This is a genomic window from Homoserinimonas aerilata, from assembly GCF_006716125.1.
GTDB classification, from domain to species: domain Bacteria; phylum Actinomycetota; class Actinomycetes; order Actinomycetales; family Microbacteriaceae; genus Homoserinimonas; species Homoserinimonas aerilata.
This window is the reverse complement of record NZ_VFOM01000001.1, coordinates 1,913,465-1,938,304: the sequence shown is the minus strand read 5'-3', so window position 1 is coordinate 1,938,304 and position 24,840 is coordinate 1,913,465. Positions and strand designations below refer to the sequence as shown.

At 68.4% G+C, this 24,840-nt stretch carries 21 protein-coding genes, 1 tRNA gene and 1 pseudogene; 19 read left to right on the top strand and 4 right to left on the bottom strand.

The window, feature by feature from the left end; genetic code table 11:
- The first annotated feature begins 32 nt into the window (after window positions 1-32).
- From topA to FB562_RS09055, 6 genes are all read left to right on the top strand, one after another.
- Complete coding sequence (gene topA, locus FB562_RS09080) at window positions 33-2,855, top strand: type I DNA topoisomerase (protein WP_141880813.1); 2,823 nt, start codon at window positions 33-35, stop codon at window positions 2,853-2,855.
- Window positions 2,856-2,857: 2 nt separating this feature from the next.
- Entirely contained in the window at window positions 2,858-3,475 is a 618-nt protein-coding gene (tmk, locus tag FB562_RS09075; RefSeq protein WP_141880812.1) for a dTMP kinase, read from the top strand.
- 218 nt (window positions 3,476-3,693) lie between these two features.
- On the top strand, window positions 3,694-4,890 hold the full coding sequence (locus FB562_RS09070) for a DNA polymerase III subunit delta' (RefSeq protein WP_141880811.1): 1,197 nt from the start codon (window positions 3,694-3,696) through the stop codon (window positions 4,888-4,890).
- On the top strand, window positions 4,887-6,407 hold the full coding sequence (locus tag FB562_RS09065) for an alpha/beta hydrolase (protein ID WP_141880810.1): 1,521 nt from the start codon (window positions 4,887-4,889) through the stop codon (window positions 6,405-6,407). Before FB562_RS09070 ends, FB562_RS09065 begins: the two co-directional genes overlap by 4 nt.
- Before the next feature lie 69 nt (window positions 6,408-6,476).
- Window positions 6,477-7,103 (top strand): TetR/AcrR family transcriptional regulator, encoded by a 627-nt coding sequence (locus tag FB562_RS09060; protein ID WP_141880809.1) that lies wholly within the window; start codon window positions 6,477-6,479, stop codon window positions 7,101-7,103.
- 59 nt (window positions 7,104-7,162) lie between these two features.
- Window positions 7,163-7,238: transfer RNA gene (locus FB562_RS09055), tRNA-Thr, on the top strand.
- 35 nt (window positions 7,239-7,273) lie between these two features.
- Here the strand turns inward: FB562_RS09055 and FB562_RS09050 are convergent.
- Window positions 7,274-7,624, bottom strand: coding sequence for a hypothetical protein (locus tag FB562_RS09050; RefSeq protein ID WP_141880808.1), 351 nt, complete (start codon window positions 7,622-7,624; stop codon window positions 7,274-7,276).
- Between the two features lie 252 nt (window positions 7,625-7,876).
- Here FB562_RS09050 and FB562_RS09045 point away from each other — a divergent pair, with 252 nt between their 5' ends.
- The 5 genes from FB562_RS09045 to FB562_RS09025 all read left to right on the top strand — a co-directional run bounded on the left by FB562_RS09045 (window position 7,877) and on the right by FB562_RS09025 (window position 12,757).
- Window positions 7,877-8,128, top strand: a complete 252-nt coding sequence (locus FB562_RS09045; RefSeq protein ID WP_141880807.1) for a hypothetical protein — start codon at window positions 7,877-7,879, stop codon at window positions 8,126-8,128.
- A 209-nt stretch (window positions 8,129-8,337) separates the two neighbouring features.
- Entirely contained in the window at window positions 8,338-9,240 is a 903-nt protein-coding gene (locus tag FB562_RS09040; RefSeq protein ID WP_141880806.1) for a hypothetical protein, read from the top strand.
- A 62-nt stretch (window positions 9,241-9,302) separates the two neighbouring features.
- On the top strand, window positions 9,303-10,286 hold the full coding sequence (locus FB562_RS09035; RefSeq protein ID WP_141880805.1) for a Gfo/Idh/MocA family protein: 984 nt from the start codon (window positions 9,303-9,305) through the stop codon (window positions 10,284-10,286).
- A gap of 42 nt (window positions 10,287-10,328) precedes the next feature.
- Entirely contained in the window at window positions 10,329-12,134 is a 1,806-nt protein-coding gene (locus FB562_RS09030; RefSeq protein WP_141880804.1) for a D-alanyl-D-alanine carboxypeptidase, read from the top strand.
- A gap of 35 nt (window positions 12,135-12,169) precedes the next feature.
- On the top strand, window positions 12,170-12,757 hold the full coding sequence (locus tag FB562_RS09025) for an isochorismatase family protein (protein WP_141880803.1): 588 nt from the start codon (window positions 12,170-12,172) through the stop codon (window positions 12,755-12,757).
- Between the two features lie 292 nt (window positions 12,758-13,049).
- Here FB562_RS09025 and FB562_RS13815 read toward each other — a convergent pair.
- Window positions 13,050-13,151, bottom strand: a pseudogene (locus FB562_RS13815) (VOC family protein); the annotation flags it as partial.
- Between the two features lie 338 nt (window positions 13,152-13,489).
- The gene (locus tag FB562_RS09015) at window positions 13,490-14,101 is read right to left on the bottom strand and encodes a PadR family transcriptional regulator (protein WP_141880802.1); all 612 of its coding nucleotides are present in this window, start codon (window positions 14,099-14,101) and stop codon (window positions 13,490-13,492) included.
- Window positions 14,102-14,512: 411 nt separating this feature from the next.
- Between FB562_RS09015 and FB562_RS09010 the strand changes: the two genes are divergently transcribed.
- From FB562_RS09010 to FB562_RS09000, 3 genes are read left to right on the top strand one after another with little or no spacing between them, the layout of a single operon-like run.
- Window positions 14,513-15,595, top strand: a complete 1,083-nt coding sequence (locus FB562_RS09010) for a type III polyketide synthase (RefSeq protein WP_141880801.1) — start codon at window positions 14,513-14,515, stop codon at window positions 15,593-15,595.
- Between the two features lie 13 nt (window positions 15,596-15,608).
- A complete protein-coding gene (locus FB562_RS09005) occupies window positions 15,609-16,289 on the top strand; it encodes a methyltransferase domain-containing protein (RefSeq protein WP_141880800.1) in 681 nt (226 codons plus the stop codon).
- Window positions 16,282-17,427 carry an FAD-dependent oxidoreductase gene (locus tag FB562_RS09000; protein WP_141880799.1) on the top strand — a complete coding sequence of 382 codons (1,146 nt, stop codon included), beginning with the start codon at window positions 16,282-16,284 and terminating at the stop codon, window positions 17,425-17,427. The genes FB562_RS09005 and FB562_RS09000 overlap by 8 nt, the downstream gene beginning before the upstream one ends.
- A gap of 246 nt (window positions 17,428-17,673) precedes the next feature.
- Here the strand turns inward: FB562_RS09000 and FB562_RS08995 are convergent, their stop codons facing one another.
- Window positions 17,674-19,515 (bottom strand): ABC transporter ATP-binding protein, encoded by a 1,842-nt coding sequence (locus FB562_RS08995; RefSeq protein ID WP_141880798.1) that lies wholly within the window; start codon window positions 19,513-19,515, stop codon window positions 17,674-17,676.
- A gap of 193 nt (window positions 19,516-19,708) precedes the next feature.
- On the opposite strand from FB562_RS08995, the gene rarD reads away from it, so the two are divergent.
- From rarD to FB562_RS08970, 5 genes are all read left to right on the top strand, one after another.
- Window positions 19,709-20,617 (top strand): EamA family transporter RarD, encoded by a 909-nt coding sequence (rarD, locus tag FB562_RS08990; RefSeq protein WP_141880797.1) that lies wholly within the window; start codon window positions 19,709-19,711, stop codon window positions 20,615-20,617.
- A gap of 277 nt (window positions 20,618-20,894) precedes the next feature.
- Window positions 20,895-21,923 (top strand): iron-siderophore ABC transporter substrate-binding protein, encoded by a 1,029-nt coding sequence (locus FB562_RS08985; protein ID WP_141880796.1) that lies wholly within the window; start codon window positions 20,895-20,897, stop codon window positions 21,921-21,923.
- 38 nt (window positions 21,924-21,961) lie between these two features.
- Window positions 21,962-23,005, top strand: a complete 1,044-nt coding sequence (locus FB562_RS08980; RefSeq protein ID WP_141880795.1) for a FecCD family ABC transporter permease — start codon at window positions 21,962-21,964, stop codon at window positions 23,003-23,005.
- Complete coding sequence (locus FB562_RS08975; protein WP_141880794.1) at window positions 23,002-24,033, top strand: FecCD family ABC transporter permease; 1,032 nt, start codon at window positions 23,002-23,004, stop codon at window positions 24,031-24,033. The genes FB562_RS08980 and FB562_RS08975 overlap by 4 nt, the downstream gene beginning before the upstream one ends.
- The gene (locus FB562_RS08970; protein ID WP_246081411.1) at window positions 24,033-24,836 is read left to right on the top strand and encodes an ABC transporter ATP-binding protein; all 804 of its coding nucleotides are present in this window, start codon (window positions 24,033-24,035) and stop codon (window positions 24,834-24,836) included. Before FB562_RS08975 ends, FB562_RS08970 begins: the two co-directional genes overlap by 1 nt.
- Window positions 24,837-24,840 lie beyond the last annotated feature (4 nt).

Below are 24,840 nucleotides of genomic sequence, written 5' to 3'. Positions count from 1 at the left end.
GCCCGACTTGCATCACATCTACGAGGAGTCCGGTGTCCGGAACGAAGAAACTCGTCATCGTCGAGTCGCCGGCGAAGGCCAAGACCATTGCCCAGTACCTGGGTGACGGCTACGAAGTGCAGGCCTCAGTCGGCCACATCCGCGACCTCATCGAGCCCAAGAACCTGCCGGCTGAGCTCAAGAAGGGTTCCCTCGGCAAGTTCTCGATCGACGTCGAGAACAACTTCCAGCCGTACTACGTCGTGTCGGAGCAGAAGAAGAAGACCGTCGCCGATCTGAAGCGCGCCCTCAAGGACGCCGACGAGCTCTACCTCGCAACTGATGAGGACCGCGAAGGGGAGGCCATCGCCTGGCACCTGCTCGAGGTTCTGAAGCCGAAAGTGCCCGTGAAGCGCATGGTGTTTCACGAGATCACCCAGGAGGCGATCCAGCGCGCGCAGGAGAACCCCCGCGAGCTCGACACGGCACTCGTCGACGCGCAGGAGACCCGGCGCATCCTCGACCGCCTCTACGGTTTCGAGATATCACCCGTTCTGTGGCGCAAGGTCGGCCCCGGCCTGTCGGCGGGCCGCGTGCAGTCCGCCGCCACCCGACTCATCGTCGACCGCGAGCGTGAACGGCTCGCGTTTATCGCCGCGTCCTACTGGGATCTCACCGCGCAGCTCGCCCCCGAAGATGGGCGCCCGTTCGAGGCGCGCCTCGTTCGCGTCGACGGTGAGCGCATCGCCACGGGCCGAGACTTCGACGACAAGGGAGTGCTGAAGGCTGGCGTTCGCGCCCTCGACGAGGCCACGGCAACGAAGCTGGCGGATGCCCTGCGCGATTCGTCCGCAGATGTCACCGTCGCATCCGTCGAGTCGAAGCCGTACACGCGTCGACCGGCCGCCCCGTTCAGCACCTCCACGCTGCAGCAGGAGGCCGCGCGCAAGCTGCGCTTCTCGGCGAAGCAGACGATGAGCATCGCGCAGAGCCTGTACGAGAACGGCTACATCACGTACATGCGTACGGACTCGCTCAACCTCTCGCAGCAGGCCGTTGGTGCGGCCCGCTCGCAGGCGGCGTCGCTGTACGGGGCCGACACTGTGCCGGAGAAGCCGCGCAGTTACGCGAGCAAGAGCAAGAACGCGCAGGAGGCGCACGAGGCGATCCGGCCGGCCGGTGACACGTTCCGCACGCCGAGCCAACTCGAGGGAACCCTGCGCGGCAACGACTGGAAGCTGTACGACCTGATCTGGAAGCGCACCGTCGCATCCCAGATGGCCGACGCGAAGGGTATGACCGCGACTGTCGGCATCACCGCGAAGGTCGCCGATGGCACTGTTGCCGAGCTCACCGCATCCGGCACTGTCATCACCTTCCGCGGCTTCCTGCAGGCCTACGAGGAGGGCCGTGACGAAGACCAGGCCGACACGGGCGAGGCCAAGGAGGCGAAGCTACCGCCGCTGAGCGAAGGCCAGAACCTGGGCGTCGCCGAGGTGGAGCCGAAGGGCCACGAGACCAGCCCGCCGCCGCGCTACACGGAGGCGAGCCTCGTCAAGAAGCTCGAAGAGCTCGGCATCGGGCGGCCGTCGACCTACGCCGCCATCATCTCCACGATCGTCGACCGCGGGTATGTCACCCCGCGCGGCCAGGCGCTCATTCCTGGGTGGGTTGCGTTCTCCGTTGTGCGACTCCTCGAGCAGTTCTTCGGCGATCTTGTCGAGTACGACTTCACGGCCGCCATGGAAAACGACCTCGACCGTATCGCCGGTGGTGAGCAGGACCGAGTCGAGTGGCTGCAGAGCTTCTATTTCGGCGACGAGAAGCACCGCGGCCTGCGCACCGTCATCGACAACCTCGGTGAGATCGACGCGCGCGAGATCAACTCGACGGCGGTGACGGATGCGATCACGCTGCGCATCGGCCGTTATGGTCCCTATCTCGAGGTGGCCGCCGATGAGGGCGAGACGCCGCGCAGGGTGAACCTTCCTGAGGGTCTTGCGCCCGATGAGCTCACGCCCCAGAAGGCGCAGGAGCTCGTGGATGCTCCGGTCGTCACCGACCGTGTCATCGGCGTGAACCCCGACACCGGCAAGAACGTCGTCGCCAAGGACGGCCGCTTCGGCCCCTACGTGACCGAGGTCGACCCTGAGCCTGAGACCGAGATCGTGGCAGACCAGGCCACGGGCGAGGTGGCGGATGCGCCCAAGAAGCCGAAGAAGAAGGTGGCCGCACCGAAGCCGCGCACCGCATCCCTCTTCAAGTCGATGGATCTGGCCACCATCGATCTCGAGACTGCACTGCGCCTGCTCGATCTGCCGCGTGTTGTCGGGACAGACCCGGAGACCGGCGAGGAGATCACCTCCCAGAATGGCCGGTACGGGGCCTACCTGAAGAAGGGCACCGACACCCGCTCGCTCACGAGCGAAGACGCCATCTTCGACATCGACCTGGCCGGAGCCCTCGAGCTGTTCGCGCTGCCCAAGTACGGCAACCAGCGGGCCTCGAGCGCGCTCAAGGAGTTTGAGCCCGACCCGGAGAGCGGCAAGCCGATCAAGATCAAGGACGGCCGCTTCGGCGCCTACGTGACCGATGGCGTCACCAACGCGACCATCCCCCGCGGGGAGACCGTCGAGGATGTCGACTTCGATCGCGCCGTTCAGCTGCTCGCCGACAAGCGCGCCAAGGGGCCCGCTGTGAAGAAGGCGGCCGCGAAGAAGCCTGCCGCGAAGAAGGCTGCGGTGAAGAAGCCGGCAGCCAAGAAGCCCGCCGCTAAAAAGCCGGCTGCGGCGAAGGCGACGACGACCGTCAGGAAGGCTCCCGCGCGCAAGCCCGCCGCGAAGGACGGCCTGCCCACCACAACCCCGAAGGAGTAGCGGTGGCTGGGCTGTTCATCACATTCGAGGGCGGCGACGGCTCGGGCAAGACCACGCAGGCGCAGCTGCTCTCCGACTGGCTCGCCGGCGAAGGTCGCACCGTCGTGCGTACGCGCGAGCCGGGCGGCACCGAGCTCGGGCTGGAGTTGCGCGAGATCGTGCTGCACAGCCGCGGGCACATCTCGCCGCGGGCCGAGGCGCTGCTCTACGCTGCCGACCGCGCCCACAACATCGCCACGGTGGTGCGGCCCGCCGTCGACCGTGGTGACATCGTCATCCAGGACCGCTACATCGACAGTTCCGTCGCCTACCAGGGTGCCGGGCGGGTGCTCGACGGTGACGAGATCCGCGGCATCTCGCTGTGGGCGAGCGAGGGCATGCTGCCGCAGCTGACCGTGCTGCTCGACCTCGACGAGACCGTCGGTCGAGCCCGCCTCGACAGCGCCCGCACCCGCTTCGACAGACTCGAGGCCGAGAAGCAGGAGTTCCACGCCCGCGTGCGCGCCGCCTATCTGGCGCTCGCCGAGGCAGAGCCGGGGCGTTTCCTCGTGCTCGACGCGGCCGAGCCGGTCGACGCGCTTGCGGAGAGCATCCGCGAGCGGGTTTCGGCGCTGCTGTAGGGCATCCGCGGTTCTGTTCGTCGTCGCGTCGTCGTCATCGGCTCACGCTCAGCAGGAGATTCTCGCCGACACGCCGTCGAGCGGGCTGCCCCCGCGGCGCGCCGGTCAGAAACTCCTGCAGAGCGACATCCGGATGCCTGTCCACAGGCGGTGAGCGACATCCGGATGCCTGTCCACAGGCGGCGGGCAGCGTCGTGGGCGCGCCGTAGGCTGGTCGGGTGACCGTATGGGATGAGCTGACCGGCCAGGATGAGGCGATCGAGGTGTTCCGTGCTGCCGCGGCGTCGTCGGCGGTGGGCGCCGACCCGGCCGCCAACTCGATGACGCATTCCTGGCTCATCACGGGCCCTCCCGGCTCCGGTCGCTCCAATCTCGCGTTCGCCTTCGCGACGGCGCTGTTGAGCCCCGGCACGCCTGACGGCGATGAGGCGACGCGGCGTCAGGTGGCCGCCCGCACGCATCCGGATCTTGCGGTGCTCACGACCGAGCGCGTCATCATCACCATCGATGAGGTGCGCACGCTCGTCTCCAGCTCGCAGTTCTCGCCCTCGGTGTCGCGCTTCCGCGTGATGGTGATCGAAGACGCCGACCGGATGACGGAGCGCACGTCGAATCTGCTGCTGAAAGCTCTCGAGGAGCCGCCGCCCCGCACAGTCTGGATCCTGTGCGCGCCCAGTGAGGCCGACCTGATCCCCACGATTCGTTCACGCGTGCGCTCGGTGCGTCTGCGCATCCCCGCGATCGCCGATGTCGCGCGCCTGCTGGAGAGCCGTGACGGGGTTCCGGCCGATATCGCGCTGCAGGCCGCCCGCGAGGCGCAGAGCCACATCGGCATGGCGCACAGGCTCGCCACCAACGACGATGCGCGCCGCCGACGTGAGCAGACGCTGCGGGCGGCCCTGGGCATCCGCACCGTCTCCGACGCCGTGCTCGCCGCCGCCACCCTCATGGAGCTGGCGGGCGAGGATGCGAAGGCGATCACGACCGAGCGGGATGCGGAGGAGCGCGAGAGCGCGCTGCGATCGCTCGGCATCGAGCCGGGCGGCACCATCCCGCCGGCGCTGCGAGCCCAGCTGCGCACGATGGAGGAGGACCAGAAGCGGCGGGCCACGCGCAGCCTGCGCGACGGCATCGACCGTATCGCGGTCGACCTGCTGTCGCTGTTTCGCGACGTTCTCATGCTGCAGCTCGGCGCCGACGTCGAGCCGGTCAATCTGAGCATCATCGACGGGGTGAGGGAGGCGGCCGAGCGTTCGCGCCCCGAGCAGACGCTGGCGGTCATGGATGCCATCTCGACGGCGCGCAGACGCATCGAGGGCAATGTCGCGCCCGCCCTGGCGTTGGAGGCGATGCTCGTGGTGGTCGCCCGCAGTGGCGCCCCGCGCAGCGCTGCCGCGAGAGGCGGAACCCTGTGAGGCGTCGTGTCGTCGCGGCGGTCGGCGTGCTCGCGGCAGCCGTGCTGCTGCTCTCCGGATGCTTCTTTGCCGGCGCGCAGGCCACCCACGATTCGACGCCCACGGGCGAGGACGTGCCCGAGCAGATCGCAGAGTTCTACCACCAGGTGTTGGTGTGGTCGCCGTGCGGCGATCTCGAGTGCGCCACCGCATCCGCACCCCTCGACTGGTCGGATCCCGGCCGTGACACCATCGAGTTGGCGCTGATCCGCTCGACGGCGGGCGGCGAGGCCAAGGGCTCGCTGCTGGTGAACCCGGGCGGGCCGGGCGGTTCGGGCGTCGACTTCGTGCGCAGCAGCCTCGAATATGCGACCTCCGATCGGCTGCGTGGCGAGTACGACATCGTCGGTTTCGACCCGCGCGGGGTGGGGGAGTCGTCGGCGGTGGACTGCTACGACGACCCGCAGGAGCTGAGCGACTACATCTACGAACTGCCCGTGAACAAGCGCGGCAGCGACGGCTGGCTCGACGAGATGACGAAGAGCACCGCCGACTTCGGGCAGGCCTGTCTGCAGCACACGGGCGAGCTGCTCGGCTTCGTCGACACGGAGAGTGCCGCCCGCGACCTCGACATGCTGCGGGCCGCCCTCGGTGACGAGAAGCTCAACTATCTCGGCTACTCGTACGGCACCTTCCTGGGTGCCACCTACGCCGAGCTGTTCCCCGGCCGCACAGGGCATCTGGTGCTCGACGGCGCGATCGACCCGGCGACGAGCGAGTTCGAGGTGACCGCGACGCAGGCGGCCGGCTTCGAGAGCGCCATGCGCGCCTACCTCGCCGACTGTCTCAGCGGCAGTGACTGCCCGTTCCGGGGCACCGTCGACGAGGCGATGGCATCCGTCGCGACGCTGTTCGGGAGGCTGGATGCGAGCCCGCTGCGGGCGGCGGATGGTCGCCTTCTCGGCAGCAGCACCATGTTCACGGCGATCATCTACCCCCTCTACAGTGCGAGCTCGTGGCCGTACCTCACCCAGCTGCTCGATGAGGTGCTCTCGGGGCGGGCGGAGACGGCGTTCCAGCTCGCCGACGGCTACAACGGCCGCAACGCCGACGGCAGCTACCTCGACAACTCGACGGAGGCGTTCACCGCCATCAACTGTCTCGACTACCCGGTGACGAGCACGCGTGAGTCGCTGCAGTCGGAGGCGGAGGAGCTGGCGAGGCTGGCACCAGTCTTCGGCCCGATGATGTCGTACGGCGGCACCGCCTGTGCGGCGTGGCCGTTCGAGTCGACCCGCGTGCGCGAGCAGATCACGGCATCCGGGTCGGCCCCCATCCTTGTGGTGGGCACCACGAACGACCCGGCGACCCCCTACTCGTGGGCCGTGTCGTTGGCGGAGCAGCTCGAGAACGGTCACCTGGTGAGCTACGAGGGCGAGGGGCACACCGCCTACAACAAGTCGAACTCGTGCGTGAACGACGCGGTGGACGGGTTCTTCATCGACGATGTGGTGCCGGCGAGCGATCCGCGCTGCTGAGCGGGGCATCCGCGATACCACACGGTTCCGGATGCTGTGCACATTTGCAGTTGGTGCAAGAATAGAAGCATGTCTGTTGATGTGGACGAACTCGGCCTGCGCGAACGCAAGCGACTGGCGACCCGCCGCGCCATCCAACTGGCGGCGCTGGAGCTGGTCGACGAGCACGGCCTCGACGTGACGGTGGAGGAGATCAGCCGCAGGGCGGACGTGTCTCCCCGCACCTTTTTCAACTATTTCGCCTCAAAGGAGATCGCGTTGGTCGGCTCCGGGCCGACATTGCCGTCGGGTGAGGCGCGCCAACGTTTCGTGGAGGCTGGCCCCGACGAGCCACTGTTCGTCGGGATCGGCCGAATGATGGCCGAGACGGCGGATGTCACCACCAGTGACCCTGAAGTCTTCAAGCTTCGTCGCCGGCTCGTGAAGGAGCATCCGAGGCTAGCCGCCCGGCGCATGGAGACCACCCACGAGTTCGAGCAGGCTCTCGCGGAGTTGGTGGTGGAGCGCATGCTCGCTGACGACCCGACATTGGCGGATGCTCGGGCCGCAACCGAGGAGAAGGCGTGGCTGGTCACCATGGTTTCGTTCGGCATCCTGCGCCATGCCTGGAAGCAGTGGATCGACCACAGCACGTCGAGCATGCTGCGGCACTACGTGCTCGCGTCCTTCGCGGAGGCGAAGGGCCTCTTCGGTTAAAAACTTCTCCCCGGATCAGCTAAGCTTTCTTGCTGTGCCCGTGGCTTCTGCCGCAGCACGCCGCCTTAGCTCAGTCGGTAGAGCATCTCACTCGTAATGAGAAGGTCGTCAGTTCGATTCTGACAGGCGGCTCCACGAAAACCCCCGCACCATCATGCGAGGGCCCACGTCTAGACGCGTGCGGCTACGGGGAACCACCACTCTATGCAAATCAGGTAGCAGGTTTCCGCATCGTACGGCCCGCCGTCCGGGCAGAACCAAATGCAGATCTTGCCGCTGAAAGGAAACGGCCAGCCTTTTCCTGCAGTGCGTGCGCTGGAGACCGCGGGGCGCTCGCCGTGGGTGATGCTGACGGATGTGACGACTTGCTGCGCGTCCAGCCCTGCAGCGATCGCTTGTTGGTGCGCCACTTCGAGCACCGAATCGATTACCGACTCTGCACGTTTTGCCGCATCCGGATTCTCCGCCGCAATCGCCGCGAAAACCAGTTCGTGTGTCGCTCCCCGCACAATCTTGCTCATGCCAATCCACTCCTCAATGGGGGAGGCGCGCGATTGGTGGCGACGGCGTGCGCCTCGTGTGTGACGTGGCTTCGGCAATGTCGCCGGTCGTCGAGGCGTTTTCGATCATAGACCTGCGTTCGGCCTCTGTCACTGAAGAGTTGCCGACACGGGAACGAGGTCGAATCCTCGCCGTTGCGTACTTTAACGTTCACTCATATCCTAGGAATCCTTCGTTCCCATGGATAGACATTCACGCTTGTTGAGGGTGACATGAGGGTTCCGGATGACGCCTCGACCTGGACGGTCGCGCGCCGAATGAAATACCTGCTCTGGGAGCCGTGGTGGCGTGGGGCTTGGATCATCGCCGCAATCGTCTTCTGCATCGCCGTCAACGTGGCTTGGCTGGCCCAGCCGGGTCTGCTTGAGAACTTCGGGTTCGTCTCGGTAATTCCGCTCTTCGCATTCCTTGTGGATGTGACCGTCCGAGAGCGCAGGATCGCGAGAATGAAGCCGAAGGGCTAAGTTGACCGCGGCAGTAGCGCTAGGTCGCATTGGGGTACAAAACTAGTTGTCTGTCCTCATCCGGAGACCCCCGAATGTGGGGTACAGATACCCCAGTTTGTGGCACAATTCAGCGCTTTGTACCCCAAATTTGTTGTGCCCGTACCCCAAGTTGCCTAAGCTCGCCGCAAGTGGTCTTTCGGGGTACAGATCAAGGGTTGGGGCGGGTGATGAAGCGATCAGCAATCGTGGTGGCCATCTTCAGCGCTGTGCTCACTCTCGTTCTTCCGTTCGTCGGAGGAAGCGGGCCCTCCCTCTTCGCGGCGCCAGCATCCGCCACCGCCCGTGAGGCCGCGCAGCCGATCTTCGCAACCCACGTCGTCGACGCCGACGAGCTCGAGGCGGGCCGTACCGTCATCGACGTGGCCACCGCCGACCGTCTCGCCACCCAGATCGCCGATGACGCCGAACTGCGTGCCGAGCGCCAGGCCGAGCTCACCGTCGACACCGAGCACCTCGCACAGCGGCCCGTTCCGGTACCTGTGGTCGTGCCGGAGCAGCAGGCCCAGCAGCAGGACGCATCCGGCGCATCCGATCGTCGCGCGGCGGCCGAAGCGGTCGGCATGAGCTGCCCCGGATCCATCGGTGGTGTCACCGGCGGCGCGCCGGCCCGCAGCGCAGGCGGTGGTCTTATCACCGGCACCACGGCGGGCGACCTGGCCGCCTTCGCCTCCCAGTACAACGCCATCCGCGTCGCCAACTGCCTGCAGCCGGTGCCTGTGGAGAACATCCGCTACGACGGATGCATGGAGGACCGCCTGATCTGGATGGCGGAGGACCCCAGCGATGACCCGCTCAGCGCGTGGGGCCACATCGGTTCGGCCCGCAGCGACGGTGCGCCGAGCGTCGGATGCGACGGCAACCTGGCCGGCGGCAATGGCGACACCGGGGCATCCGTCGCCGGCAAATGGTGGGATTCGGCCGCGCACCGCGCCTCCCTCTACAAGCCGGACTACGCCGGCGCGACGGCGGGTGTCTGCATCTACTTCGCCGCCACCCACGGGGGAGTCGGCACGTCCGTCAACGAGCCCGCCAGCTTCGTTCGCGCCGCGGCCCGCTGGGGCGGCTGCTGAGCCGCGCCGTCACTCGCTAGTGTTGTGGCGACGGGCCGACGGCGGCCCACGGAGGACACGCAATGACTCTTCGCTGGGGAATCCTCGGCCCGGGCGGCATCGCCCGCGCCCAGACGCACGACCTGATCGCGGCAGGCATCGAGGTGACGGCGGTCGGCTCGCGCCGGCAGGAGTCGGCTGACGCCTTCGCCGCTGAGTTCGGCATCGCGCGTGCGCACGGCAGCTACGAGGCCCTGGTCGCGGATGACGAGGTCGACGTCGTGTACATCGCCACCCCGCATCCGTTCCATGCGGCCGGCGCGATTCTGGCGCTGAACGCGGGCAAGCATGTGCTCGTGGAGAAGTCGTTCACGCTGAACGCGGCGGAGGCGCTGCAGGTGGTCGAGCTGGCCGAGCAGCGCGGGCTCGTCGTGCTGGAGGCCATGTGGACGCGGTTCCTGCCGCACATGCTGCGCATCCGCGAGCTCGTGGCCGCGGGCGCCATCGGTGACGTTCACACCCTCATCGCCGACCACACGCAGAAGCTGCCCGCCGACCCTGCGCACCGGCTGCAGGATCCGGCCCTCGGTGGCGGCGCGCTGCTCGATCTCGGCATCTACCCGGTCTCGTTCGCGCACGACCTGTTCGGCGAGCCCACCGGTGTGCAGGCGAGCGCGACGTTCACCGCCACGGGTGTCGACCAGCAGACGGCCATGATCCTGGAGTTCGGCGACAGGCGCGCCGTGCTGCACACCGCCCTCGACACCCAGGGCCCCAACACGGCGTCGATCATCGGCACCGGCGGCTACATCGCGATCGACGGGGTCTGGTACACGCCCACATCCTTCACCCTGTACGACAGTGCGGATGCGGTGGTCGAGCGATACGAGAGCCCCGCCTCCGAGAGCCGCGGAATGCAGTTCCAGGCCCTCGAACTGGAGCGTCTCGTCGCCGAGGGGGCGACCGCGGGCACCATTCTGCCGCCGCGCGAATCCGTGGCCATAATGCGCACGATGGACGACATCCGCAGCGCCATCGGGCTTGTCTACCCCTCCGAGCGTCTCTGACGGGCATTTTGCGTTTTCGGCGACAGGACTACTATGTAGCGGGTGACTGAGCCCGGGCAGCCGTTGACGCGGCGGGCTGCACGCGACGCCGCGGCAGCTCGTGCCGATCGACCCCTGCCCGAAGGCCTGTCGGCGGATGCCACGCAGCCGTATCTGCAGCAGCCGCCAGCCCCCGAGGCCCAGCTTCTGGCCACGCTGGCAGCGCCGGCCCAGCCGCCGACCCAACTCCTCCCGCCGTCGAGCATCCCGCCGGCCGCGCCGCTGGCCCAGGCGCCGGCGCAGACTTCGCGCGGTCTCGGCGACCGCCTGCGCGGCTGGGCTGTCGCTCACCGCCGCACGCTGCTCGCATCCGGTGCCAGCATTGTGGTGGCGGCGCTCTGTTGCGGGGCCGTCGCGGTGGGGGCAGCCTCTGCTGCCCGACCCGAGGCATCCGGGGCGGTTGCGGCCATGGGCGCCGTCTCGGCGCGCACTGTGCCGACGGACTCGCTGCAGCCGACGCGGGCCAGGTCGTGCGGCGTCGACGTGCGCGACCCCGCCTACGCCACCCTGGGCGTCTCCGTCGTGAATGTCGCCAGCGGGGAGCAGCTTCTCGCCCTCGGTGGCGGTGCCGCCGTTCCGACGACGAATCTGCAGAAGGTGCTCACCGCCGTCACCGCGCTCAAGGTGCTCGGCCCAGACACCCGCATCGCCACCCGCGTCTACGAGGGCAGCATGCCGGGCAGCATCGTGCTCGTCGGAGGAGGCGACCCCACGCTCAGCGCGCTGCCCGCCGGCACGGAGAGCGTGTATGCGGGCGCCCCGCGGATGTCGGAGCTCGCCGCGCAGACGACCGCTTCGCTCGCGAAGCTGTACCCGCAGGAGGCCGCCAAAGACAAGGGCAAGGCCGACGACAAGCCGGACAAGGACAAAGACCCGCTCACCGAGAAGATCGACGAGCTCAAGGCAGGGCTGCAGCCGAGCCCCTCCGCGACGCCCACCGCGCCCACGGCGCCGCCAGCGTCCGTGACGCCGGCCGTGACCCAGCTCATCGTCGACACGACCCTCTGGCCGTACGGCGACAGCTGGGACACCGGATGGTCGGATGCGGCACGCACGACGGGCACGCAGGCACCCATCACCCCGCTGATGGTGGACGGCGACCGGGCCGACCCGACGGCGGCGACCAGTCCGCGCGGAACCGACCCCATCGCATCCGCCACCGCAGCCTTCATCGATGCCCTCGGCCAGTCGACGGCGCCGACGATCGGCTCGGGCGAGGTCGTCGACGGCCGCCCCCTCCTCGCCGAGGTGTTCTCTCAGCCGGTGAGCGTGCTCGTGCAGCAGATGCTGCAGGCCGACGACAACACCCTGGCAGACATGCTGGCGCGCCTCGTGTCGACGACGCTCGGCTCGGGCGGCTCGGCCGCGTCCCTCGATCAGGTGTTCCGTTCGGTGCTCTCCGGCTACGAGATGCCCATCGACGGGCTCGTCGTGCGCGACGGCTCGGGCCTGAATGCGGCGACCGTTGCGAGCCCCGAACTCGTCGCCCGGATGTTCGCCACGCTCGACGCCGGTGGCGCCGAACTGCAGACCATCCCGGCGGCGCTGCCCGTTGCGGGGCAGAGCGGCTCACTCGCCGATCGTTTCAGCGGCCAGCTGGCGTCGGTGAAATCCGCCTTCTCCGGGGTCGGAGGGACCACCGACCGGGCCGCCACACTCGGCGGGCTGCTCACAGCATCCGACGGCACCCGGCTCGCGGTGTCATTGCAGGCGAGCGGCGAGGTGAAGCCAGAGACGAGCCTCGCGCTCGAGACACTGCTCGCCGACATCCAGAGTTGCGGCGACAACCTCGCTGGCATCCTGCAGTAGCGGCAGGCGGCATCCGACCTGCCTACAATGGCGGCATGACTCGTGCGCTCCTCATCATCGACGTACAGAATGACTTCACCGAGGGCGGCGCGCTCGGTGTCGACGGCGGCCATGCGGTCGCCACGGGCGTCTCGCAGTACCTGGCGGAGCATCCGGGCCGCTACGCCGAGGTGTTCGCCTCGCGCGACTGGCATGACGCGACGGGCGACAACGGCGGTCACTTCGCCCGGGATGCCGCCCCCGATTTCGTCGACACCTGGCCGGTTCACTGCGTGGCCGGCACGGAGGGTGCCGAGTACGACGCGCGCCTCGACACCTCGGCCGTGACCGCGCATGTGCGCAAGGGCCAGGGCCGGCCCGCCTATTCGATCTTCGAGGGCGACGTCGACGGGGTTCCGTTCGCGCAGCTGCTCTCGGAGCGCGGCGTGACCGAGGTCGACGTCGTCGGCATCGCGACCGACCACTGCGTGCTCGCCTCCGCGCGCGACGCCCTGACGGCCGGCCTGTCGGTGTCGGTGCTGGGCGACCTGGTGGCGGGGGTCGCGCCGATGCCGAGCGCTGCCGCGCTTGACGAGCTCGCCCGGCTGGGGGCGCGCATCCGCTCGTCTGGGGCGGCTGGCTGAGCGCCTCTGGAAGCATCCGCTTCTGTCGCTTCACGTCTCGGGTACCGCTGCTGCGCTCCTCTCGCGCCGGGGCACATCCGCGAGTTGCCCACTTTCGCCCCCAAAACTCGTGAAATAGGGGCGAAAGCGGGCAACTCGACGCCGTGGGCATCCGCGCTTGCATAGACCGGATGAACCGGGAAGTGAGATCGCCGCAGCCGTGAGCCGGGTTTCCGATGTCGGGCGCGATGACGAGGCTGTACGTGTAGTGGTCGCCCCAGCAGCGCAGGTGAGCCTTGCCGTCGCGGCGTTCGACCGCATTCAGGCCGAGGTGCCCCTCGTAGAACTTCACCGAGGCCTCCGCGTCGGGCGTGGTGATCTCGAGGTGGCCGACGTGTGCGAGCAGATGTGTCATTGCCGCGACCTTCGTTTCGTGGTCCGCCGCAGCGGAACGTCGTCGTCTGCTGCGTATGCCACCAGCATCCGGGGTATCGCGGAAGGTGAAAGTGTTGATGGCGGCAGTCGAGCCGCCTGATGGGCTCGCTCGTCGGCTGCGCGTGTCCCGCGAGACTGCACGTATTGCACGTTTTCGCGTCGGAACCGTGCGCTTTGCGTACTCTCGGCGAGCATCCGCCCTGCCCGTACTCTCTTCTCTTCGCCGAGACTGCGCGTATTGCACGGTTTCGCGCCCATACCGTGCACTTTGCGTACTCTCGGCGAAGCGGCGGGAGTGATCCCCGGACAACGTCTCCGTCAGTCGGATGCTTCGGATGCTTCGGGCTTGTCGGTGCGGCGCGGTCGCCCGCGGCGGGGCGGGTCGATGTCGAAGGCGACCTCGAGGGCTGTGCCGGTGGCGCAGGCCGTGCGGATGCGCTGCTCGACGTGGTCGAGCCAGCGCAGCTCCGTCTCGGCCTCGAACAGGATGGCGTCGGCGACGAGGCGCGGTCCGAGCCCGGGCCCCTCTGTGGGCGTCTCGCGGGTGAGCCGGTGTAGGCGGGCGAGCGCCGCCTGCCTCTGGGCCTGCAGCATCCTTTCGATGTCGACGCCCGGCAGGGTGGATGCGACGGCGACCTTGACGGCGAGATCGCTGCGGCTGGGCGTGCTCGTCTCCTCGGCGGTGGTGAGCCATTCGGCGACGGCAGCGTGGCCGGCGGCGGTGGCCTCGTAGAAGACGTGGCCGTCGGCATCCGTCTGCTCGCTTCTGGTGACGAGGCCGTCGCGTTCGAGCGTGTCGAGGGTCTTGTAGACCTGGCCGACGTTGAGGGGTGAGGTCGCGCCCGTGCGGCGGTCGAATTCGGCGCGCAGCAGGTAGCCGTAGCCGGGGTGGCGCGACACCATCGCCAGGATGCTCATTCGTACCGACATCCGCACTCCTCTAATGCATACCCAACATGTATATACAGACGCTAGCAGAGCGCCCGCCGAAAACGAAGGAGATTCATCGAGAAACGACCGTAGGGGTGCCGGATGCGGCAGAAACGAAGAGGGTGTCCTTCGTTTTCGGCGGGGCAGTGGTGGGGTGGCGGCGGTCCACGGCTGGCCGCCACCACCGCGTTCCCGTGCTGTCTCGCGGCCACTCCGCCGAGACTGCACGAAGTGCACGGTATTCGCGCTCAAACGGTCGATTTGCGTACTCTCGGCGGCCCGCACGCGGCCCGCACGCGGCCCGCACGCGGCCCGCACGCGGCTCGAGCGAGCCCCGCCCACCCGCCCCGCGCCTGTGCATCGTGTGCGAAGCCTGTCGGAGCGGGCGCTGCCGTGCTTACACTGGCGCATGTGACCCCGTCGATCATTGCGCTCGAGACTGTTGTGCCGCCCACCGTGCTCCTGCAGCACGATGTGCGTGATGTGTTCGCCGCCCAGCCTGGCTTGAGTCGGCTCGCGCAGAGGCTGGTGCCCGCCACGTTCGATGCGGCGGCGATCGAGACGCGGCACTCTGCGATCGCCGAGCTGTCCTGGGAGAGTGGGGCGGAGCATCCGCTGTTCTTCTTGCCTGCGAGTGGCCTGCTGCTGTCGCCGTCGACGCGCGTGCGCAACGAGTTGTATACCGAGCAGGCCGGCCAGCTTTACGTGGAGGCGGCGAAGAAAGCCTGCGCGAGCCTCGACACCGACCGCATCACCCATGTGATCACGGTCTCATGCACGGGTTTCTTCGCGCCCGGCCCGGACTTCCTGGTGGCCCGCGAGCTGGGCCTGCGCCCGGGCGTGCAGCGCTTCCATCTCGGCTTCATGGGCTGCTATGCGTCGATGCCAGCACTGCGGTTGGCCCGGCAGCTTGTTCTGGCTGACCCTGCCGCGGTCGTGCTGGTTGTCAGCGTCGAGCTGTGCACGCTGCATGTGCGCTCCTCTAGTGACCCTGACCAGATCATTGCAGCATCGATCTTCGCTGATGGTGCTGCCGCGGCTGTTGTCGCAGCGGATGCGGTTGAGGGGTTCGGATGTTCGCTGGACGCCTTCGAGAGTGTCGTCACCCCGGTCGGCGAGGCCGACATGGCGTGGACGATTGGCGATGAGGGCTTCGAGATGGTGCTCAGCAGTTATGTGCCGAAGATCATCGACGAATACATCGAGGGGGCGCTGGAGCCGCTTCTGCAGGGGCGCGCGGGTGAGGTCGAGCGTTGGGCGATCCACCCGGGCGGGCGCAGCATCCTCGACCGCGTGCAGTCGACGTTGAAGCTGAGTGACGAGCAGCTCACGCCGTCGCGGGAGACGCTGCGCGATTTCGGCAACATGAGCAGCGCGACGGTGCTGTTCGTGCTGAAGAACATTCTGGCGACGGCGACGCCGGGGGAGCGCATCTGTGCGATGGCGTTCGGGCCTGGGCTCACCGTTGAGTCCGGCCTGATGACGGCGAACTGACGGCGGCGAGTCGATGCGCAGGCAGCCGCATCTGCGGGAGCTGATGGACGGCCCTGATTGCGATCCGGATGCCCTCCGCCGTACATATGCCGGTTTCGGAATCCTCAACCCGGTGGTGTCTGGTTGGGGTGCGACCTACCGCCGCCTTCTGAGGCCGCTGCTCAGCGCATCCGTGCCACGTACCCTGCTCGATGTTGGTTCGGGTGGCGGCGATCTTGCCCGCCGGTTGGCGCGGCTGGCCAGGCGTGACGGGCTTCTGCTCGAGGTGACGGGCGTTGATCCCGATGCCCGCGCGCACGCCTACGCGAGCGCGCACCCGGCGCCGGGGGTGCGATTTGTGCGGGCGACCGCAGCGCAGCTCGATGAACGTTTCGATTTCGTTGTGTCGAATCATGTGTTGCATCATCTGAGCGATGTGCCCGGCTTCCTGGTGGAGACCTCGCGTCTGGCGCGGGTGATGACGGTGCACAGCGATATCTCCCGCAGCCGTTTCGCCTCTGTGGCGTTCGGCGCGGCGACGGCACCGTTCTTTCCGGGCCCGGCGTGTGGCGGTTCGTTCATCAGGCCTGACGGGCTGGTGTCGATCAGGCGCAGCTTCACCCCGGCCGAGCTGCGGGAGCTGGCCGGACCCGACTGGAGGGTCATCGCCCTGAACCCGACGCGCCTGCTCGCGGTGTCGACCGGCCGTGGCTGAAGGGGCCGCGGGCAGCACTGAGACTGGTGCCACTGCCGGGCCCGGCGCGCATCCGGTCGTTCATGATGTCGCGATTGTGGGGGCCGGCCCCGTCGGAATGCTGCTGGCTGTTCTCCTCGCTCAGGGCGGCCGCGATGTGGTCGTCGTCGATGCCCGCAGCGAGATCTCGTCACGGCCGCGCGCGATCGGCATCCACCCCTCTGGGGCGTCTGCGCTGGCGGCTGCCGGAGTCGATGTCTCCCTCCAGGCGGCGCAGATCCGGGGCGGTGTCGCCCGGGCCGATGGCCGCATCCTCGGCCGCATGGAATTCGGCAGCCCCGTGTTCTCCCTGCCGCAGCAGGAGGTGGAGCGGATGCTTCGCGACCGTTTCGAAGGCATCCGTCCGGGCTCCCTGTGGTTGGGGAGACGTGTGACTGGTCTTGCGCACACCGCGCGCGGGGTTGAGCTGCTCGGCACCGGAATCGTCGCCCGTCTCGTCGTGGGGGCGGACGGGGTGGACAGCGTTGTGCGTCGCGCGGCCGGTGTGCATTTTCGTTCGCGCTTCGGTCGCGCCCACTATCTGATGGCCGACCTTCCGGCTGGCGGGTCCGATGAGGATGGCGCGGTGCTCTTCTTCGAGCGCGGCGGTGTGGTGGAGTCGTTCCCGCTGGTGGGGGGCGGGCGCCGCTGGGTGGCGTTGACGCCCTCGCCGGTTGGTGCCGATGGGGTGACTCTCGCCAGCATTGTGGAGGACCGCACAGGGGCGGTGATCCCGACGGAGGGCGGCTCCAGTTCTTTCACAGCCCGGCAACGTCTGGCCGAGTCGATGGTGGCCGACGGTGTGGTGTTGATTGGTGACGCGGCCCACGAGATCAGTCCGATCGGCGGGCAGGGGCTGAACCTGGGGTGGCTGGATGCTCGGGCGCTGGCGGTTCTGTTGCTGCGGGAGGCGCATCCGTCGTCTGCGTCGTGGCGTCGTTTCGACCGCATCCGCCGCCGTTCTGCTCGTCGGGCGGCGGGGCTTGCCGCGTTCAACATGCTGGTGGGGCGCCCGCTGCCGGGCTGGGTGCACGCGCTGCGCACCTTCGGGATTCGGGTGCTGGCGTCGCCCCCGTTTCGTCGTTCACTCGCGGATGCCTTCACGATGCGTCGCCGCTGACGCGCCCACCCGCGGTTCCCTGCCGCCGAGACTGCACGAATCGTACGTTTTTCGCCAGATACCGTGCGTTTTCCGTACGGTCGGCGATCATAGCGCAGCCCGCGGATGCCTCCCCTTCGCCGAGACTGCACGAATCGCACGTTTTTCGCCAGAAAACGTACGATTCGTGCAGTCTCGACGCGGGGTGGAGGTGTGGAGGTGCGGAGACCCGGATGTGCGGACGCGCGCCGCCCGCATCTGCCGGGGCTACACCAGCAGCTGGTGTTTCGCGAGTTCGCGGTAGAGCGGCGTGGAGTCGACGAGTTCGGAGTGGGTTCCGCTGCCGATGACCTGCCCGTTGTCGAGCACGATGATGCGGTCGCTGTCGACGACGGTCGACAGGCGGTGCGCGATGACGATGAGTGTGCGGTCGGTGGCGACGGCGTCGATGGCTTCGCGCAGCAGCTGCTCGTTGAGCCCGTCGAGTGACGACGTCGATTCGTCGAGCAGCAGGATGGGCGGTGCCGAGAGCAGCGTGCGGGCGATGGCGAGCCGCTGGCGTTCGCCGCCGGAGAGCATGACGCCGTCTTCGCCGACCTGCGCGTCGAGGCCGGCCGGGTCGCGGTCGAGCACGCCGAGCAGGTTGACGGCGCGGAGCACGTCGACGCAGTCGTCGTCGGATGCGTCGGGCGCGCCGAGCGTGAGGTTGGCGCGAAGCGAGCCGGCGAGCACGGGGGCGTCCTGTTCGACGTAGCCGATCTGGGCGCGCAGCGCGGCGCGGTCGAGCGAGCGGATGTCGACGCCGTCGAGCCGCACGACGCCGGCGGTGGGGTCGTAGAAGCGTTCGATGAGGGAGAGGATTGTGGATTTGCCGGCACCGGATGGCCCGACGAGGGCGATGCGCTGCCCGCGCGGCACCGAGAACGACACCCCACGAAGCACGGTGCGGTCGCGCGGCGCGTCCAGGCCGAGCTCGGCGGCGAGCAGCTTCTCGGCCTCCGACTTGTGTGCGGCCTCGGGGTAGCTGAACTCGACGCCCTCGAAGGCGATCGCGCCGGATGAGGTGACGGGCGCGGCGACCGTCGTGGCGACATCCGCTTCGTCCTCGCTGGGCAGGTCGATGATCTCCTGGATGCGGCCGAGCGCGCCGAGCGCCTGACTGGTCGACGTGATGGCGCCGAAGGCGAGGCCGAGCGGGCTGATCATCATGAACAGGAACATGACGAAGGTGACGAGGGATGCGATGGTGATGCTGCCGTCGGCGACGCGGTATCCGCCGACGCCGAGCACGGTCAGAAGCGACACCTGCAGGGCGATTCCGGCGATGGGAACGACGAGAGCAGAGACGCGCGCGACCTGCAGACCCTTGTCGTAGGCGCCGCGGGCTTCGCCGTCGATGACGTCGTTCTCACGCTCGGTGGCGCCGGCGGCGCGCACGGTGCGGATGGCGCTGAGCGCACGTTCGACGGATGCTGCGAGGTCGCCGACCTTCTCCTGTTGCGCCTGGCTTGCCTTGCGGATGCGCCCCGACAGTCCGACGACGATGATGAGGGATGCGGCGACGACGAGCAGGGTGAGGCCGAGGAGCGCGGCGTCGATGACGAGCATGCCGATGAGCGCGCCGACGAAGACGAGCGCGCCGCCGACGGCGTCGACGAGGCCCTGCGTGATGACGGCGTACAGGAGGGTTGTGTCGCTGCCGACGCGGGAGACGAGGTCGCCGGTGCGGCGCTGGTCGAACTCGCTGATGGGCAGGCGCAGCATGCGGCTGACGAGGCGCCGGCGGGCGGAGAGCACGACGCCGGTTCCGGTGCGCTGCAGCAGGTAGTGCTGGAAGCCGCTGATGAGCCCCGCGACGACGACGAGCGTGACAAGCACCCAGACGAGGGTGTCGAGCGTCTGCCCGGCCTCGACCCGGGTGATGACCTGGCTGACGAGCAACGGCTGGGCGAGGGATGCGGCCGCGCCGATGACGCTGAGCACGATGACGACCGCGAGCACCTTCTTGTGTTCGAGCAGGTACGGCAGCAGCTGGCTGAACTTCGCGCGCGGTCCCTCGCTGGGCTTGCGTCCGAACATTCCGCGGCGTGCAGGGGTGCTCGTGCTCATGCTGTCCTTCTGTCGACGGGGCGAACCACTGACGTAGTCTACGTACCCCGGATGAGCGACCCCTCGACCAGCGGGTGGTCCCGCCGGTTGAGGGGCACGGAGTGCCGTCTCGAAACCGGGTTGTGCGGACGTGCGCTTTCGAGAAGGCGCCGGGGCGCCTCCTCAACCCGCGAGTCCCTGAGAGAATGGTCGGATGCGACACGACTCCCAGACGACCGCCCGCGGCGTGATCGCATCCGTCGTGGCGTCTGCCCTGTTTGGTGCCGTCTATTTCATTCCCGCCCAGCTGACGGAGCTCACCGAGTGGGAGGTCGTTTCGTGGCGCATCCTGTTGACGGTTCCGTTCATGGTTGTTCTGCTGCTTGCCATCCGTTCGTGGGGTGAGGTGGCGGATGCGCTGCGCAGGCTGCGGAGGCGGCCGGTTCTCATTCTGTTGCTGTTGGTGAACTCGGGCCTGCTCTGGCTGCAGTTGTGGCTGTTCGCCTGGGCGCCGAAGTCGGGCCACGGGCTCGATGTGGCGCTCGGTTATCTGCTGATGCCGCTGGTGCTGGTGCTGGTGGGTGTGCTGCTGCACCGGGAGAGTTTGGGCCGCGTGCGCACGGCGGCCGTGATTGCGGCTGCGCTGGGTGTCGCGGCCGCGTTCTTCGCCGCGTCTGGCCTGTCGTGGGCGACGTTCGCGGTGGCGCTGGGCTACCCGATCTATTTCACGCTGCGCCGGGCCGCAGGTGTCGACACTCCGGGCGCGCTGTGGTTGGAGCTGGTGGTGCTTGTGCCGTTCGCGGCGTGGTTCGCTTTCGGCCCGGGCACGCTTGTGGCGGAGGGCGGTACTCCGCCGTGGGGGCTGCTGCTCGTGTTCGGTGTGATCAGCGCGCTCGCGCTGACGTTATACATCGTGGCCAGCCGGTTGCTCAGTTTCAGCCTGTTCGGTCTGCTCAGCTATGTGGAGCCGATAATCCTGGTGCTCGTATCGCTTGTGCTGTTGCATGAGGCCATCGAACCGGATGAGTACTTCACCTATGCGGGTATCGGGCTGGCGGTGCTGCTGCTCATCGTGGAGGGCATCCGCTCGCAACGTTCGCGCCGTGGGCGGCGCACACCCTGACGATTGGTTAGATCCAGCTGCTACTTGAAGAACACGGTGTAGGCGAAGCCGACCGCGAGCACCACCGCGACGACGACGACCGCCCAGATCCAGAACGTGACTGCGCCGCGCGCACCATTTCGTGAAGTCATGTCTCGATCCTACTTTCCCGCCCCCATGTTCAGACTTAGGTAAGGCATGCCATACTTGTTCCGGACTTCTCGACGACGACGCCCTGCGGCCGTCGCACGGGCTCCCGCCGACCGGCCACCCCCTGCACCCCCACCGAAGGGAAACCATGCGAACCACCACCCGAAGCCGAGTCACGGCCCTCATCGCCACAGCGGCCGCGGCCGCCCTGATGCTGAGCGGATGCGCGACCGGCGATGACAGCGCGATGCCGGATGTCGCATCCGACGGCACCTTCCCCGTCACGATCGAGAGCGCCATCGGCGACGCCGTCATCCCCTCCGAGCCGAAGCGCGTCGTCACGCTCGGCTGGGGCACCGGAGACACCGTCGTCGCGCTCGGCGTGACGCCGGTCGGCATGGAGAACGTCACCTGGGGCGGCGACGACGACGGCTACTACCCGTGGGTGCGCGACGCCATCGAGGAGAGCGGCGACGAACTGCCCGCCACCTTCGACGTCTACCCCGAGATCGACGTCGACGCGATCCTGCAGCTCGAGCCCGACCTTATCCTCGCGCCGCAGTCCGGCCTCACCGCCGACGACCACGCGACACTGTCGGCGATCGCGCCCACCGTCGGATACCCCGACGCGGCGTGGGGCACCCCCTGGAGGCAGCAGATCGAGATCATCGGCGAGGCGCTCGGCAAGAGCGACCAGGCCGCAGGACTGATCTCCGATCTGGAGGGCACGCTCGCCGACGCGGCGGCCGAGCATCCGGAGTTCGACGGCGTCACCTTCTCCTACATCTATGCGGCCCAGGCCGGCGCCCTGTCGTTCTACCAGAAGGGCGACCCCCGCGTCGATGTGCTCACGGCACTCGGCCTCGTCGTAGACCCGGTGACCGCGGCGCTTCCGCTGACCGACGGCACCTTCACGACCGATGTGGGCCTCGAGCGGGCCGACCTGCTCGACGGCTCCGACGTCGTCTTCACCTGGTTCAACGATGAGGCGAACCAGAAGGAGATGGAGGCGCAGCCGCTCTTCGCGCAGATCCCCGCCGTGAAGCGCGGATCGTATGTGCCGAGCGTCGACAACCAGCTCGGCATGGCATCCACCGTCATCACGCCCCTGAGCGTGCCGTGGGCGCTTGACAAGCTCGTGCCGCAGATCGTCGACGCCGTGTCGAAGGTCGGCTAGGCGCAACCGGCGAACAGAGCATCCGCGACACGAGAGACGTGACGACGACAGCAGCCCGAACGGGGGCCGGAGCGACAAGCCTCGGCCCCCGTCGGCGCGCTCGCCGCAGGCTTCTCGGCTTCGTTCTCGCGTTCGCAGTGCTCGTGCTCATCGGCCTCCTCAGTCTGGCCGTCGGCACCAAGTACATTCCGCTGCCCGAGGTCTGGACTGCCCTCTTCGCCCCCACCGGCAGCTACTCCGACACGGTCATCGCGAGCCGTGTGCCGCGCACGATCCTCGGCCTGCTGGTGGGCGCGGCGCTCGCCGTCGCCGGCGCTGTCATGCAGGGCGTGACGCGCAATGTGCTGGCCGATCCGGGCATCCTCGGCGTCAATGTGGGCGCGGCTGCGGCGGTCGTCACGGGCATCGCCTTCTTCGGTGTCGGCGCGGGCGTCGGCAGCGTGTGGGTTGCGCTCCCCGGGGCGTTCATCGCGGTGCTGGTCGTGTACGTGCTCGGGTCGGCGGGCGGCCGCGCCACCCCCGTTCGGCTGGTGCTCGCGGGCGTCGTGGTGTCGGCTGTCGTCGCGACCTACATCCAGGCGCTCGCACTCAGCCTGCCCGAGGTGTTCAACGCCTACCGTTTCTGGGTGGTGGGCTCTCTCGCGGGCCGTGACCCGCAGCTGATCTTCGACATCCTGCCGTTCATCGTGCTCGGCCTCGTGCTGTCGCTGGGCATCGCCTCGCCCCTCAACGCTCTCGCGCTCGGCGAGGACACGGCCCGGGCGCTGGGCAGCAGTGTCGGCCGCACCCGCATCCTGGGCGCCCTTGCGACGACGGTGCTTGCCGCCGCGGCGACGGCCGGGGTCGGCCCGATCGCGTTCGTGGGGCTCGCCGTTCCGCACATCGTGCGGGCGTTCACCGGCAACGATCACCGCTGGCTGATCCCCGGATGCATCGTGCTCGGCCCCGCACTTCTGCTCGCCGCCGACCTCGTGGGCCGTGTCATCGTGAGCCCCAACGAACTCATGGTGGGCGTCGTGACCGCATTCGTGGGCGGGCCCATGCTGCTGCTTGTCGTGCGCCGGATGCGGGGGGCCGCATGACCGCGACAGTGCTGAGATCAGGTTCCCGGCTGAGCATGCGGGTGCGGCGGCGCAGCGTCGTCGTGGTCACTGCGGCGCTGCTCGCGGTCGTCGTGGTGGGCGTTCTGGCGCTCACGCTCGGTACCACGGGCATTGCGCCCGCCCGCCTCCTGCCGGTGATGTTCGGCGCGGGGGAGGGGCGCGAGACGATCGTCTACGGGGTGCTGCGCGGTCCGCGCCTGTTCGTGGGCATCGCCGCGGGTGCGGCGTTCGGTGTCGCGGGCGCGCTGCTGCAGACGGTGACGCGCAACCCGCTCGGCAGCCCCGACGTGATCGGCCTCACGGGGGGTGCCTCTGCGGGTGCCGCCGCCGTCGCGCTGGTCTGGCCGGGCGTCCTGCCGGTTCCGCTCGGCGCGCTCCTCGGCGCTCTCGTGGCTGTTGGTCTGGTGTGGCTGGGCAGCGGCAGGGGTTTTGCGTCGCCGTCGCGCATGCTGATCGTCGGAATCGGCGTCGCGGCGATGTCGCTCGCGTTCGTGCAGTACGCGCTGACGCAGGCTCGCGTCGAGGCGGCCACCATTCTGGCCACGTATCTCAACGGCAGCCTCCAGTCGCGTTCCTGGGATCATGCCGCGATCATCTGGGTCGCTATCGCGGTGCTTCTCCCTCTGACGCTGCTGCTGAGCCGCAGACTGCAGCTGCTCGAGATGGGCGACGAGCTGGCGGATGCCCTGGGCGCGCGGTCGACGCAGGCGCGCAGCTGGGCGGTGCTCGCGTCGATCGCCCTGTGCACGGCCGCGGTGAGTGTCGTGGGGCCTGTCGCGTTCATCGCGTTGACGGCGCCGCAGATCGCCCGCCGCCTCACCCGCGCGGCCGGCCCGAATCTGGTGGCCTCCGCCGCTCTGGGCGCCGTGCTGCTCGTGCTCGCCGATCTGCTCACGCAGCAGCTGCCGATCGGTGTGCAGCTGCCTGTCGGCATCATGACGGCCGCAATCGGCGGGATCTACCTGGGCTGGCTGCTCGTCCTGGAATGGAAGAAGGGAACCCTCTGATGGAGGATTCGCACGTCTCGCCCCTCGCCGCGAGCGGCCTCACCCTCGCCTACGACGGCCGCACGATCGTCGACGGCCTCGACATCGAGGTGCCGCGCGGCGGCTTCACGATCATCGTCGGCCCGAACGGTTGCGGCAAGTCGACCCTCCTGAAGGCCCTGTCGCGCACTCTCAAGCCTGTGGCGGGTTCCGTGCTGCTGGAGGGTTCACCCATCGACGGCATGCGCAGCAAGGCTGTCGCGCGGCGCCTCGCGATGCTGCCGCAGAGCCCCATCGCGCCCGACGGCATCACCGTGCGCGATCTGGTGGGCCGTGGTCGCTACCCACACCAGGGCATCTTCCGGCAGTGGTCCGTCGAAGATTCGGATGCGGTGAACGCCGCACTCGCCTCGACCGGCATCGAGGAACTCGGCGAGCGGTACATGTCCGAACTGTCGGGCGGCCAGCGGCAGAAGGCGTGGATCGCGATGGTGCTCGCGCAGCGCACCGAGCTGATGCTGCTCGACGAGCCGACCACCTTTCTCGACATCGCCCACCAGTACGAGGTGCTGCAGTTGTGCGCCCGGCTGCACGGCGAGGGCCGCACGCTCGTGGCCGTGCTCCATGACCTGAACCAGGCGGCGCGCTACGCCACCAACCTGGTCGTCATGAAGGAGGGCACGATCGTCGCCCAGGGCGAGCCGGCCGCCACACTCACGGCCGATCTCGTCGAGGACGTCTTCGGGCTGCCGTGTGCGATCATCCGTGACCCGGAATCCGGTTCGCCGATGGTCATCCCGCGCCTGACGCCCGTGACTCCCTGACGGT